General features: G+C 67.0%; 11 protein-coding genes. 4 read left to right on the top strand and 7 right to left on the bottom strand.

What is annotated here, in order from left to right; translation table 11 throughout:
• Positions 1-53: 53 nt before the first annotated feature.
• Both OG976_RS01535 and OG976_RS01530 read left to right on the top strand, forming a co-directional pair.
• Complete coding sequence (locus OG976_RS01535) at positions 54-683, top strand: TetR/AcrR family transcriptional regulator (RefSeq protein WP_328356946.1); 630 nt, start codon at positions 54-56, stop codon at positions 681-683.
• Positions 673-1,437: an HNH endonuclease family protein gene (locus OG976_RS01530; protein ID WP_328356944.1), complete on the top strand. Its 765-nt coding sequence runs from the start codon at positions 673-675 to the stop codon at positions 1,435-1,437. The genes OG976_RS01535 and OG976_RS01530 overlap by 11 nt, the downstream gene beginning before the upstream one ends.
• A 4-nt stretch (positions 1,438-1,441) precedes the next feature.
• Here OG976_RS01530 and OG976_RS01525 read toward each other — a convergent pair whose 3' ends face one another.
• Positions 1,442-2,188, bottom strand: coding sequence for a DUF1295 domain-containing protein (locus tag OG976_RS01525; RefSeq protein WP_328356941.1), 747 nt, complete (start codon positions 2,186-2,188; stop codon positions 1,442-1,444).
• A 55-nt stretch (positions 2,189-2,243) separates the two neighbouring features.
• Positions 2,244-4,535 (bottom strand): isocitrate lyase ICL2, encoded by a 2,292-nt coding sequence (aceA, locus tag OG976_RS01520; protein ID WP_328356938.1) that lies wholly within the window; start codon positions 4,533-4,535, stop codon positions 2,244-2,246.
• 468 nt (positions 4,536-5,003) lie between these two features.
• Between aceA and OG976_RS01515 the strand changes: the two genes are divergently transcribed.
• Complete coding sequence (locus OG976_RS01515; RefSeq protein ID WP_328356935.1) at positions 5,004-6,194, top strand: MCE family protein; 1,191 nt, start codon at positions 5,004-5,006, stop codon at positions 6,192-6,194.
• Positions 6,195-6,225: 31 nt separating this feature from the next.
• The gene (locus OG976_RS01510; protein ID WP_328356932.1) at positions 6,226-7,764 is read left to right on the top strand and encodes an APC family permease; all 1,539 of its coding nucleotides are present in this window, start codon (positions 6,226-6,228) and stop codon (positions 7,762-7,764) included.
• Here OG976_RS01510 and OG976_RS01505 read toward each other — a convergent pair.
• From OG976_RS01505 to OG976_RS01485, 5 genes are all read right to left on the bottom strand, one after another.
• On the bottom strand, positions 7,687-8,277 hold the full coding sequence (locus tag OG976_RS01505; RefSeq protein WP_328356929.1) for a peptidoglycan endopeptidase: 591 nt from the start codon (positions 8,275-8,277) through the stop codon (positions 7,687-7,689). The genes OG976_RS01510 and OG976_RS01505 overlap by 78 nt on opposite strands.
• A gap of 353 nt (positions 8,278-8,630) precedes the next feature.
• A complete protein-coding gene (locus tag OG976_RS01500) occupies positions 8,631-9,542 on the bottom strand; it encodes an enoyl-CoA hydratase (protein ID WP_328356926.1) in 912 nt (303 codons plus the stop codon).
• Between the two features lie 29 nt (positions 9,543-9,571).
• Entirely contained in the window at positions 9,572-11,053 is a 1,482-nt protein-coding gene (locus tag OG976_RS01495; protein WP_328356923.1) for an AMP-binding protein, read from the bottom strand.
• Positions 11,038-11,820 (bottom strand): SDR family NAD(P)-dependent oxidoreductase, encoded by a 783-nt coding sequence (locus OG976_RS01490; RefSeq protein ID WP_328356920.1) that lies wholly within the window; start codon positions 11,818-11,820, stop codon positions 11,038-11,040. Before OG976_RS01490 ends, OG976_RS01495 begins: the two co-directional genes overlap by 16 nt.
• On the bottom strand, positions 11,813-13,402 hold the full coding sequence (locus OG976_RS01485; RefSeq protein WP_442930404.1) for an AMP-binding protein: 1,590 nt from the start codon (positions 13,400-13,402) through the stop codon (positions 11,813-11,815). The genes OG976_RS01490 and OG976_RS01485 overlap by 8 nt, the downstream gene beginning before the upstream one ends.
• Positions 13,403-13,405 lie beyond the last annotated feature (3 nt).

The following is a 13,405-nucleotide window of genomic DNA, read 5'->3' as shown; positions in this document are numbered from 1 at the left end:
GGAATTGTTCATAGAGGTGTCAATGAAACATGCGCGGCCGCTACGATCCAGGGGTGGCGGAGGCGGACAGCGCACGGCGGCGGCCGAACCGGCGAGGTTCGGCGACGCGCGAGAACCTGCTCGAGGCGGCCCTGACCGCGCTGGCATCCGGTGACCCCGGTGCGGTGTCGGCCAACCGCATCGCCAAGGAGATCGGCGCGACGTGGGGCACCGTGCAGTACCAGTTCGGCGACACCGACGGGTTCTGGGCTGCCATGCTGCGCCACACCGCCGAGCGGCGCGCGAACCTATTCACGCCGCCGGACCGGCCGGCCAGTCTGCGCGAGCGGGTGTCCCGGATCATCGACACCCTCTATGACGGGCTGACCAACCGTGATTCGCGGGCCATCGAGAATCTTCGCGCCGTATTGCCCAGCGAGAACACCGAACTCGAGCGTCTCTATCCGCAGACCGCGGCGGAGTTGATCTCCTGGCGCCAGAGCTGGCTGGAAACCTGCCAGAAGGCGTTCGCCGATCTTCACGTCGACCCGCAGCGGGTCCGTGAGGTGGCCACCCTGATCCCCGGTGCGATGCGTGGCATCGCCTCCGAGAAACAGCTTGGCACTTATGCCGACCTCGACGAGGCGCGCCGCGGCCTGACAAACGCCATCGTGGCCTACCTCGACGACGGCCGTGACGTCTAAGCGCCGCCGGCGCGGAGGCTTCGCGGTGCTCGCCGTGCTCGTGGTGGCCGCGGTTCTGGGACTGGTGCTCTGGGATCGGCAGCAGGCCGACAACCGCCACTCCGGACCCTCACCGACGTGGACCCCGACGACCTCGCGCAGTGCGCAGCCAACGGCTCCGGTGGCCTCGGCGGACGGTCCCACCCCGCGATTCGACCAGGCCCGCGCCCAACTCGCCGCACTGCCCGTCAAAGGGTGGGACCGCACGCAGGACTTCCAGCGCTGGCGTTTCGGTAAGGCCTGGAGCGACGACGTCGATGTCGAGTTCGGCCGCAACGGGTGCAACACGCGCGATGACATCCTGCGCCGCGACCTGACCAACCTCGTCGTTCGACCCGGCACCTGCTACGCGCAGACCGGCGTCCTGCGCGACCCCTACACCGGTGCCACCATCGACTTCGTCCGCGGCCCCGATACCTCCAACACCATCGAGATCGACCACGTCGTCGCGCTGGCCGACGCCTGGTACAAAGGCGCCCGCGGCTGGGATCCGCAGCGCCGGCTCGACTTCGCCAACGATCCGCGCAATCTTCTCGCGGTGAGCCCGAAGGCCAACTTCGACAAGGCATTTCGCGACGCCGCCTCGTGGCTTCCGCCGAATGCCGCGTTCCGCTGTGATTTCGTCGCCCGCCAGGTCGCCGTCAAGACCGCGTACGGACTGTGGGTGGCGGCCAAGGAGAAGGCGGCCATGATCGACGTGCTGGCCCACTGCTAGACGGTCAGCTCCGCCGCGGCGGGCGCGGGAAGAAGCCACTGGTTCGCGCCACGTACGCGTCATAGGCCGGTCCGCGGCTTCGGCGCATGTTCTTCTCCAGCAGCGCCTTACCGCTGACCCGCACCAGGAAGAACCCCATCAACAGCGGGGAGACCGCGGCGAGCAGGCCGCCCGGATGCCCGAAGGCGAGCAACCACAGGCCCACCCACACGCAGACGTCGCCGAAGTAGTTCGGGTGCCGCGTCCACGCCCACAGACCGCGGTCCATGATCTGCCCGGCGTTGGCCGGATCCCTCTTGAATCGGCTCAGCTGAAGATCGCCGAGCGCCTCGAAGAGGAAACCGACCAGCCACACCGTGATACCCAGCGCACCAACGACTCCCAGTGGCGCGTGTTGATACATCGCGAACTGGACGGGCAGCGACACGACGAACAGGATCACGGCTTGCGGGAGGTAGATCTTGCGGGCGACGAACCCGACGATCGACCCGGACCGATGGCTCATGATGGCGACGTAGCGAGGGTCCTCACCGTGGCCGATATTGCGCACCCCGATGTGCAACCCGAGGCGAAGTCCCCAGATCGCCGTGAGGACGAGCACGACGAGGCGACGGACATCGTCGCCGCCGGCCTGCCGGGAGGCCAGGTAGCTGACCGCGGCCACCACGACAAAGCCCGGACCCCAGAAGATGTCGACGATCGACTGGTTGCGCACCCTGATCGACACGGCCATGATCGCGGCGAAGTACACCGCGACGACCAGAGCACACAGCAGCAGGTTGACGCCGACGGCGCCCCAGGGCAGCTCAGTCCGCCTTGGTGATCAGCCGCTTGAGTGCCGCCCGGTCGGGCTCGAGCAGCTCGGCGATGCGATCCTGGTTGACGTCGGCCACCAGGATCTCGCCGACGTCCTTGTGCACGTCGGTGAAGATGCCGTGGGCCTTCATCTTGTCGGCCTGATAGACGTTGTCCTCGGTGGGCGTGACGTAGTAGACGGCGTCGGCCTTGAACCGGTGCACCATCCAGAGATGGATCACCGTCATCAGCCGCTTTTGCCGCAACTTCTCGGCGTAGGTGTTCTGGTCGCGGACCTGCAGGATGCTGCGGCCGTGCCGGTCCTTGATCGGGTCGAAGACCACGTCGGCCAGCTTCTCGCCGTCGTCGGCGCCGTAGATGCCCAACTCGAGGACATCGGAACCCGCGCGGCGGGGCCGCAGGGTCACCCGCAGCTTCTCGCCGAGGTCGTAGTGCTCGCTCCAGAGTCCCAGCCAGTCCTCGAGGAGCTTCTTGGGCACCTCGGTCTGCACCAGATGCTGGTGCTGCGTGGAGCCCGCCCCCATCGCCTTGGTGGTGGCGGTGCGACCCGACGACGCGGCGAGTGCGGCGTCGCTGCGCGGACCGCCCACCAGCGTCTGCGGTGTGCGGTAAGGAGATTCGACCAGGCGCATTTTACGCTGCAGCCGGGCCAGGGCCAGCATGCCGTCCTGGCGAAGTGCGGTGGCGAACTCCTCGGCCGCGACACCGTCGATCTGGTGACCGCCGTAGGTCATGAAGTTGAAGACGAAGCCCATCTTGCCGATTTCCTCGGGGAAGGCCCGCATCTCCTCGTCGCTCATCCCGGTGGTGTCCCAGTTGAACGAGGGGGACAGATTGTAGGCCAGCATCTTGTCCGGGTAGACGGCATGCACGGCGTCGGCGAACTGCTTGGCGTCGGCAAGGTCGGCGGTCTTGGTCTCCATCCACAGCAGGTCCGCAAACGGTGCCGCGGCAAGGGATTTCGCGATCGCGTAGGGGATACCGCCACGCACCTGGTAGTAGCCCTCCGGTGTCTTGGCGCGCTCGCAGTCCCAGGCGGCGTCGACCCCGAGCGTGCGGGCCTTCTCCCGCGCGGCGTACAGCGATGCGGTCTTGGCGAAGGTGTTCCAGTCCGCCACGCTCATCTCCAGCTGCTCGCCCTCGCTTTCGCGGAACTTCAGCAACTCGGCCACGGCGTCGCCGTAGGTCTCCAGCCCGGCGTCGTCCTGCCAGGCTTCGACGAACGTGGACTCGACCTTGTCGAACAGCGGATCGAGGAACTGTGCGCGGCCGTCCTGCCACGCGGCGGCCGCCTCGGTGATGGCGGCGGTGATGCCGTGCCGGTCGAGCCAGGCATCGGCGACGGCATACTCGCCCTCGGGCAGCGCGTAGAGCAGGTGGCCGTTGAGCTCGGTGACGCCGGAGGTGTAGAAGCGGCGCACCATCGCCAGGAAACACGCCTTGTAGGGCGGGATCTTGAGATTGGTGGCGCCGAGCAGGAACGGCTGGTCGCGCTCGTCGGAGCGGCTCTCCACGAGGTTGGCCGCCTCGGCGTCGGTGCGGGCCACGATGATGCCGGGCACCCGCATGATGTCGAGCTGGAACCGGGCGGTGTTGAGGCGCTTGATCTGCTCATCGGACGGGACCAGAACCTTGCCGCCCTGATGGCCGCACTTCTTGGTGCCGGGCCGTTGATCTTCGATGTGGTACCCGGACACCCCGGCCTCGACGAAGCGGCGGATCAGGTTGCGGACGTGCGGATCTCCACCGTGGCCGGTGTCGGCGTCGGCGATGATGAACGGCCGGTAGTCGACCGCAGGCGTGGCAGCCCGCTGTTCCTCGGTCATCTGCAGCCGCAGGTAATGCTGATTGCGGTCGGCGGTCAGCAGCGCGCGCACCAGGCCGGCCGCCTCGTCGGGGACCTGGCTGAGCGGATAGCTGGCGAGGTCGGGTCCCGGGTCCTCGGTGACCGAGCCCTTGGCTGATGTCGCCCAGCCGCCCAGATAGATGCCCTCGATCCCCATGCGCTTCATGGTCACGGCCTGCCCGGGCGAGTACGGGCCGAAGGTCGTGATGCTCTTCTTCTGGCCGAACAGTTCGCGCAGCCGGGCGTGGAAAGCGGTGGACGCCTCGCGTGCCACCGAGTATTCGACCGGGATCGTGCCGCGCTGCTCGACGACCTGCCGGGCGGTGTAGAGCCGGGTGATGCCCTCGAACCGCGGGCTGTCGAAATACCGCTGCGTGCTGGCGACCTCCTCGTCGAATCCCGACTGGGTCACTGGGTCCGCTTCGATGATGGACATGAGTCGTACGCTCCTCGCTGAGCCTGTTCCCGCCCTGGCGTAGTCGCCCTAGCTCTGTCGATTATCCCGACTCCACTGCCAACTGGAGTAGCTTTGGCCGCACTCGACGGGCCCCGCGGGGCCGCGGTACCACCGTTGTCGTCCACCCGGACCCGGGTTAGTTCGCAGAGCAAACCATCTCGCATTCGAGGCCCATTTATTGCAACGTTCGTCAATAAAGGCGTCTACCGGTAGAAGCCGCTGTACAGCAACACTATTCGACTGAGCCGTTAAAACTTTCCCCTGGGTAACTAATTCGGCGCTATCCAATTTGCGGCGAAATATGCGAAATGGCCTTCAAGCTAATTCGCTGCTCCGGTACATTCCTGTGGTTCGCCCCACTGCCCATCGGCGGTTGGGCGGAGGCCATTCGCTTCGGGTCGGGGAAGGAGGCGGGATGTACGGCGGTCGCACTCGGCGGGCCCTGCGATGAATCGCCCCCCACTCAAGACGGCCGGTCTGGTGACGCTGGTCGTCTGTGCTGTGGTGTTGGCGCTGATCTACCTGCAGTTCCGCGGAGACCTGTCCCCGAAGACCACCTTGACCATGGTGTCCGACCGCGCTGGTCTGGTGATGGAGCCCGGGTCGAAGGTCACCTACAACGGAGTGGTGATCGGCCGGGTCGCCACGGTGTCGTCGACCGACCGCGGCGGAAAGTCGGCCGCGCGGGTGACCCTCGACGTCGATTCGCACTATCTGGCGGCGATCCCGGCCAACGTGCACGCCGATATCAAGGCGAGCACGGTGTTCGGCAACAAATACGTGGCACTGACGGCTCCCGAGCACCCGACGCCCGCCCGCATCCGCGGCACCGACGTCATCGACGCCTCCTCGGTCACCACCGAGTTCAACACGCTGTTCGAGACCGTCACCTCGATCGCCGAGAAAGTGGACCCGATCCAGCTCAACCTGACCCTGTCGGCCACCGCTGAAGCGCTCGACGGACTGGGCAAGAAGTTCGGCCGATCCATCGTCAACGGCAATGCGGTCCTCGACGACATCAACCCGCAAATGCCACAGATCCGCTACGACATCCAGCGCTTCGCCGACCTCGCCGACGTCTATGCCAAGGCCAGTCCGCAGCTGTGGGACGGCCTGGAGAACGCCCTGACCACCGCGGACTCGCTCAACAGCCAGCAGAAGGACATCGACGCGGCGCTGCTGGCCAGCATCGGATTCGGCAATACCGGCGCCGACGTCTTCGAACGGAGTAGTCCCTACCTGGTGCGTGCCGCATCCGACCTGGTGCCGAGCACCCGTCTGCTGGACAAGTACAGCCCGGAGATCTTCTGCGCGATCCGCAACATTGCCGAGGCGTCGCCGGCCGCCCTGGCGGCGTTCGGCGGCAACGGATACTCGCTGAACACGGTCACCGAGATCCTCGGCGCCGCAAACCCCTACGTGTACCCCGACAACCTGCCGCGCACCAACGGCCGGGGCGGCCCGGGCGGTGCGCCGGGGTGTTGGCAGAAGATCGACCGGAACTTCTGGCCCGCACCGTATCTGGTGGTCGACGACGGCGCATCGATCGCGCCCTACAACCACTTCGAACTGGGTCAGCCGCTTCTCACCGAATACGTCTGGGGCCGGCAGGTAGGGGAGAACACGATCAACCCCTGAGACGGCGTGCGCTGGCCTACCCTGTTCATCCATGGCTGCCGGACATGACCGCGAGGCGGGCCCGACCTTGCGGCGCACGCTCAACGTGTGGTCCGCCGTCGGGGTTTCGGTGGCGCTGATGGCCCCGTCGATGGCCATCAACATCAATCCGCAAGGCACCGCCGCCGCCGTCGGTCGTGCCGTACCGCTGGCATTCCTCATGGCGACCGTCGGTGTCCTGCTGATAGCCCACACATTCGTCAGGCTGTCGGCACGATTCAGCCACGCGGGCAGTGTGTATGCCTTCGTCGGTGTGACGCTGGGACCGCGCAGCGGCAGTGTCGCGGGATGGCTCAATGCCGGGACCTACATCTTCTACGGTGCTGTGACATCCACCGCGGCCGGCATCTTCCTGACCGATCTGGCCCGAAAAGTTCTCGGGCCCAATGTAATACCGGGTTGGGCAGCATTCCTGTTCGCCTGGCTGGTGCTGGCCGGTGTCTGGTTGCTGGCGGTCCGCGACATCAAGCGCGGGACGGCGCTGCTGCTGGCTGTCGAAGGGGTGACCATTGCCCTGATCCTGGTGGTCGCCGCGATCGCACTGGGCAAGCTGATCACCGGGCGTGCCCCCGCGGGGCAGCGAGTCGACTTCTCGGTGTTCAGCGTGTCGCCCGGGACATCGGTATCGACGGTGTTCCTCGGAATCGTGTTCGGGTTCTTGTCCTTTGCCGGTTTCGAGGCGGCGGCGACACTCGGCGAGGAGACCCGCGAACCGCGCCGCAACATCCCTCGAGCCATCCTCGGCACCGCCCTGTTCGGTGGCGTCTTCTTCGTCGTCGTCACCGCCATCGAGATGATGGCGTTCGGCACCGACGCGCAAGGTGTTGCGGCCTTCACGAAATCCGAAGCGCTGATGGGCGATCTGTCCGAGCAGTACGTCGCGCCGTGGCTGTCCTACGTGATCGTCGTCGGCGCCACCTTCAGCGCTGCGGCCTGCTGCCTGGCCAGTGTCGTGGGCGCATCCCGGTTGATCTTCGCGCTGAGCCGCGACGGAATGGGTCCCGCCGCGCTGGCGACCGTCCACCGGTCCCGGAACACGCCGCATCGGGCGGCGACGGCCGGCGTCGTGCTGGTGGCATGCATCCAGGGACTCGGGTGGGCGGTCCTGCACGCGGCGCCGTTCGACGTGTTCACGATCTCGGCAACCGCGGGCACGCTCATCCTGTTGGTGGCCTACGCGCTGGCCACGCTGGGAGCCCTTCGTCTGCTGTTCTTCTCAAACCGCGGCGAGGTCGGCAGGTGGGAGGTGGTGATCCCGGTGCTGGGGTTGGCGCTGCTGGGATACACGCTGTACCGCAACGTCGTACCGTTGCCGACCGGCTCGGCGCTGTGGGGACCAGGCTTGGCCATCGGCGCGCTCACGCTGGTCGTCACAGTGGTGCTGGCCCGTCCAGCCGCGGCCCGCGAGGCGGGCGCGAAGCTGCTCAGCCAGCAGGGCTTCCCAGCGGTGGGGTCAGGCGGGCATCCCGGCGGGATCACCCGGCAGCGGGACGACGTCGGCGACAGGCACGACACCGGGCGCGGGCGGTAGCACCTCGGCCGGCGGCGGAGGCAGCGGCGCATCGGGCGCGGGGGCCTGCGCCGGCGGCTCAGGGTTGGCGACGTCGACGACGACGACCGGGGCATCCGGTGCGGGCGGTGCTGCGGGGTCGGTCTGCATTTCCTGGGCCGGCATCGGCAGATACATGTGATGGGTGAACTGCCTCTGGTAGGCACCTCCACCACCGACGCGCACGCCGCCGCCTTCGCCGCTGGACACCGGAGTGCCGTCGGGCAGCGTGACAGCGGTGTGGCCGCCGTTCCAGCCGATCACCAGAGAGTTGGGTGCGGTGCCGTAGTGGAACCCACGGGCGAGCAGAGCGGATTCTTCGTTTGCGGTGTGGAAGCGGCTGCCGAAGGCGGGCCGTCCGGTGGCCACGTTGGACACCCACGAGGCCAGCCCCGAGCAATCGGTGCCGGCGGGACTGTCACCGCCAGGGATGTACGGCGTGCCGGCTACCTGATTGATCAGGGCCAGCAACGACGCGGTCGCAATCTGATACATGCGATCGAACGTAACAACACAAATTTGATCTCGCCAAAACCTGTGGTTTCCATCACGTTTCACGAAAACCTATGGCGCACAGCGCAAAAAACGCGAGCAATACGAACGCAATCGGCTGGCCTGATTTTGCGTATTCGACGAATTATGTTGCCTACAAATGATTGTCGACCCTGCTCGGAGTCGTTCGCGTGTTAGCGATGCGTATGTACGGCAATCGCGGCGCTGTCAATTCCGGTTGCGCTGACCAGGGGATTTCGCCATCAGCGTGACGATCCCGATATCTCTTTATCGATCAAGAAGGTCGAACCCGACGTGCTGCCGTTACCTGTGACAGTGCGCCGGGGCTAGCCCGGTCAGTCCTGGGCGCGGACCTGGTCCTTGACCGCCGGCACAATCGGTGGTGCGTTGCGCCAGTTCGGAATGCCGTCTTCTTCCAGGGCAACCGGGAATCCGTTCTCGTGCACCTGTGCCCAGTGCGAATGGTTGAGCTGGTGCAGCGTGAAACAGGCGTTGAGCGCGTTGTGGAACCCCATGTTGTCGACGGTCTGGTTCACCGCCTCCTTGGCCAGTAGGGCGGCCACGGTCGGGACCTCGGCGATGCGGCGGGCGAACTGCAGTGTCTTCTCGGCGAGTTCGTCTTCGGGGAACACTTTCGACACCATGCCGAGCTGATAGGCCTCGTCGACGGTCAGCGCGTCGCCGGTGAGCATGAGTTCCTTGGTCTTGCGGGGTCCGAACTCCCACGGATGCGCGAAGTACTCCACCCCGCACATGCCCAGCCGGGTGCCCACAACGTCGGCGAACCGGGTGTTCTCGGCGGCCACGATCAGGTCACAGGCCCACATCAGCATCAGTGCGGCGGCGTAGACGTCGCCGTGCACCTGGGCGACGGTGATCTTGCGCAGATCGCGCCACCGCCGCGTGTTGGAGAAGAAGTGATGCCACTCCTGCAGCATCAACTTCTCGGCGCCCTCCCTGGTGCCGCCGTTGACCTGGTAGCTGGGGTGCTGATCAGGTCCGGGGGTGTATTCGGCGCGCGAGACCGCCGAACCGAGGTCATGGCCCGAGGAGAACATCGGCCCGAGGCCACCGAGGATGACGACGCGAACCTGATCGTCAGCCTCGGCGCGCAGGAACGCCTCGTTCAACTCGACGAGCAGGCCTCGGTTCTGGGCATTGCGGGCGTCGGGGCGGTTGAGCATGATGCGGGCAATGCGGCCCTCGTCGAGTTCTTCATAGGTGACGAAGCGGTAATCCTGGGACATACCGGCATTCTATGCAGGCGAGAATGTCGTTACCCGAGCCGGGCACGCAACTCGCGTTTGAGCACCTTGCCGTAGCTGTTCTTCGGTAGGTCCTCGACGAACAGGTAGCGCTTGGGACGTTTGAAGCGGGCGATGCGCTCCAGCAGGTGTGCGTCCAGTGCCGCCTCGGGGGCCGTGCCGACGACGAAGGCGACCACGATCTCGCCCCACTCCGGATCGGGTGCGCCGACCACGGCGGCCTGTGTCACCTCGGCATGTTCCAGCAGCGCCTCTTCGACCTCTCGCGGGTAGATGTTGCTGCCACCGGAGATCACGACGTCCTTGGAGCGGTCTCGCAACGTCAAATATCCGCGCGCATCGAGTGAACCCATGTCGCCGGTGTAGAGCCAGCCGTCACGCACGGTCGCACGGGTGGCTGCCGGGTTGTTCCAGTAGCCCGACATGACAACGTCTCCGCGGCAGACGATTTCACCGATGTCGCCGGTGGGTGCCGTGGCGCCGTCGGGGCCGAGCACCCGGACCTCGACCCCGGAGCGCGGGTAGCCGACCGAGCCAAGCACCGCGTCGTCGGGGGAGTCGTGGTCGGCTCGGCGCAGGCCGGTGATCGTCATCGGTGCCTCGCCCTGCCCGTAGATCTGGGCGAAGATCGGCCCGAACGCCGCCATCGCCTTCTTGAGGCTCTCGACGTACATCGGTCCGCCGCCGTAGACGATGGTGCGCAGGTTCGGCGGCCTGTCGCGGCCGGTCTCGACGAGTCGCTGAATCATCGTGGGCGCCAAGAAGGCACTCGATCCGGGGTGGTGTGCGCACAGAGCCAGGAACTCCCCGGGATCGAACGCCCCGGAGGCCGGCAGAACCTGACGGGCGCCGCGCAGCACATACGGCGCGATGTAGAGGCCTGAACCGTGCGACATCGGGGCCGCATGCACCAGGCTGCAGGTGTCGTCGGGGCTGTCCATATCGGCCAGGTGCGCGACGGTCATCGCGGTCAGGTTGCGATGGGACAGCATGGCGCCCTTGGAACGTCCGGTGGTTCCGCTGGTGTAGAACAGCCAGGCCAGCTCCGCGGGGTCGGTGGACGGCGCGGCGGCGGGCGCTGTGCTCACGCGGGATTCGTACTCGGCGCTGCCGATGATCTCCACCGGGGTCGGTGCGGCGGCAGCCAGGTTCGGCCCGATCTTGGGGGAGGCGAACACCGCCGCCGCGCCCGAGTCCTCGAGGATCTGTGTCATCTCGCGCGGATGCAGTTTGAAGTTCACCGGCACGACGACGCACTCGGCGGCCCAGACCGCATAGAACAACTCGATGATCTCCGGCCGGTTCTCGCTGGCGACTGCGATGCGGGTACCCGGCTCATGTGAGCGCCGCAGCGATGCGGCCAGCCGTAACGACCTGTCCCGCAACTCGTTCCAGGTGACCAGGCAGCGTTCGCCCAGATACACCGCGCCGCTGTCGCCGAACCGGGCCGCGGCCTGGTCCAGCGTCGCGAAGACGTTCAACGCGCGATCCACTGCGAGGACAGCGCGAACTCCGACAGATACTTGGTGGAACTCCAGCCGCCGTCGACCACGATGGTCTGGCCGTTGATGAAGCTGCCACCGGGAGAGCACAGGAACGCGACGGTCGACGCGATGTCGTCGACCTGGCCGAGTCGCGGGTACGGGGTCATCTCGGTGTTGATCTTGCGGAACCGCTCGTCGTCGAGGCGGTGCTCGACCATCGGGGTGACGGTCACGCCCGGGGCCACCGCATTGCATCGAATCCCTTGTGGCCCATACTGACACGCGATGTGGGTGGTCAGCGCCGTCAGCCCGCCCTTGGCCGCGGAGTACGCGCCGCCACGCAGTCCGCCGACGACGGCGAAGGTGGAGGTGATGTTGATGATGGCCGAGCCGGGCCGCATGTGCGGGATCACGTCGCGGGCGAGCCGGAACGGCGCGCGCAGCATCACACCGAGGAAGTAGTCCAAGGTCTCGTCGTCGGTCTCGTGCAGCGGCTTCGGGCTACCGACTCCGGCGTTGTTGACCAGGACGTCGATCCGGCCCCACCGTGACAAGGCCAGCTCGACGATCCGCCGCGGGGCGTCGTCATCGGTGAGGTCGACCGCCAGGATGGCGACCCGGTCGGGATCGCCGATCGCCTCGGCCAGACCGTGGAGCCGGTCGGCATCTCGGCCGGTCCCCACGACGGCCATGCCGGACTCGGCCAGCTTTGTCGCGCAGCCGAACCCGATTCCGCTGCTGGCGCCGGTCACGATCGCTACGGGCATGTCACTCATGGGAGTCCACCAACCTTGCTCGGATCCGATGTTTGAGAACCTTGCCCGCGTCGTTCTTGGGCAGGGCGTCCCAGACGACAACGTGTTCGGGACTCTTGAACCTGGCCACACCGTGCGCCGCCAGGAACTCGCTCAGCTCGGCCACGGTCGGGCCGGGCGCTGCGCGGCTGACGATCACCGCGCAGGCGCGCTCCCCGGTGCGCGGATCGGGAAGGCCGACGATGGCGACCTCGGTAACGTCGGGATGGCCGATCAGCACGTCCTCGACCTCCTTGGGGGCGATGTTCTCGCCGTTGCGGATGATGATGTCCTTGGCCCGCCCGGTGACGACGAGATAGCCGTCGTCGAGCAGCCGGCCCAGATCGCCGGTGCGGAAGTAGCCGTCGGCGTCGAACGCGTCGGCATCGTCGTCAGGGTGCAGGTAACCCACCAGCATCTGCGGCCCGCGGGCCCAAATCTCACCCGCGCCGTCCGGGGCTGCGTCGTGCTCGGCGATGCGGATGGTCGCGATGCCGGTGCGGCCGTCGGTGTCGGCAGCCCGTTCGGGATCCTCCGGCGACCCGACGGTGGTGACCGGCACCTCGGTTGAGCCGTACACCCGGGTCACGATGGCCCGCTCGAAATAGTCTGCGGCACTCCGGATCAGCGACGGTGACACCGAGGCACCGCCACAGATGAACACCTTCAGGTCGGGTAGTCGGGTGCCGTTGTGCCGTGCGGCGGCCAGGAGCTGCTCGAGGAACGGGGTGGCGCCTGCCATGTGCGTGCACCGCTCGGCGACCAGCAGGTCGACGGCCCGATCGGCATTCCAGCGGTCCATCAGCACCGCGGTGGTGCCGAGCAGGATCGGGCATTCGAAGGCGTAGATCGAGCCGCCGATGTGGGCGATGGGGGAGGGCACCAGGAACCGGTCGCCGGCTTCGACGAGCCAGTGGCGGCCGATCTGGCAGATCAGGGAGTGGATCGAGTTATGGCTGTGCAGAACACCTTTGGGTCTTCCGGTGGTGCCAGAGGTGTAGAGGATCATCCGCACCGCGTCGGCGTCCAGCACCGGCCAGTCGACGGGTGTGGGGCCGGACAGCGCGTCGAAGCCGGTCTGACCGGGCGGCGCCGGACCGCGCACCACCACGATCAGCGGTGCAGCGGCCATCTCGGCGGTCACCCGGGCCAGCATCGCGGGGTAGTCGTGGCCCCCGAACTCGGCGGGAACGAAGATCATCCGCACATCGGCATCGGCCAGGATGAAGCTCAGTTCGTGGTCGCGCAGTGACGGCAGGATGGGGTTGACCACCATGCCTGCCAGCGTCGCCGCGTGGTAGACGATGGCTGCCTCGTGCCAGTTGGGCAGCATGAAGGACACCACACTGCCGACCGGGATGCGCGCCAGCATGGCGGCAGCCAGTGCGGCCGCGCGCTCGTGCAGGGTGCGGCAGTCCAATCGGGTCGGTCCGTCGACGAGGACCTCCCGTTCCGGGGTGACCGCGGCGGCCTGGCGCAGCGAGTCCGCGAGGGTGCCGGTGACCCAGAGTCCACCGGCGTACGCCTCGGTGGCTCGCTGGGAATCCGTGGGCACCGTGCGCAACTG

Origin of the sequence: Mycobacterium sp. NBC_00419 (assembly GCF_036023875.1) — a bacterium.
GTDB lineage: Bacteria > Actinomycetota > Actinomycetes > Mycobacteriales > Mycobacteriaceae > Mycobacterium.
This window is presented reverse-complemented; position numbering and strand designations above follow the sequence as displayed.

What these genes read in the sequence shown, in the direction of transcription:
- aceA (WP_328356938.1), bottom strand. Translation starts at nt 4,535, where the DNA reads ATGTCCATCATCGAAGCGGACCCAGTGACCCAGTCGGGATTCGACGAG.
- OG976_RS01515 (WP_328356935.1), top strand. Translation starts at nt 5,004, where the DNA reads ATGAATCGCCCCCCACTCAAGACGGCCGGTCTGGTGACGCTGGTCGTC.
- OG976_RS01510 (WP_328356932.1), top strand. Translation starts at nt 6,226, where the DNA reads ATGGCTGCCGGACATGACCGCGAGGCGGGCCCGACCTTGCGGCGCACG.
- OG976_RS01505 (WP_328356929.1), bottom strand. Translation starts at nt 8,277, where the DNA reads ATGTATCAGATTGCGACCGCGTCGTTGCTGGCCCTGATCAATCAGGTA.
- OG976_RS01500 (WP_328356926.1), bottom strand. Translation starts at nt 9,542, where the DNA reads ATGTCCCAGGATTACCGCTTCGTCACCTATGAAGAACTCGACGAGGGC.
- OG976_RS01490 (WP_328356920.1), bottom strand. Translation starts at nt 11,820, where the DNA reads ATGAGTGACATGCCCGTAGCGATCGTGACCGGCGCCAGCAGCGGAATC.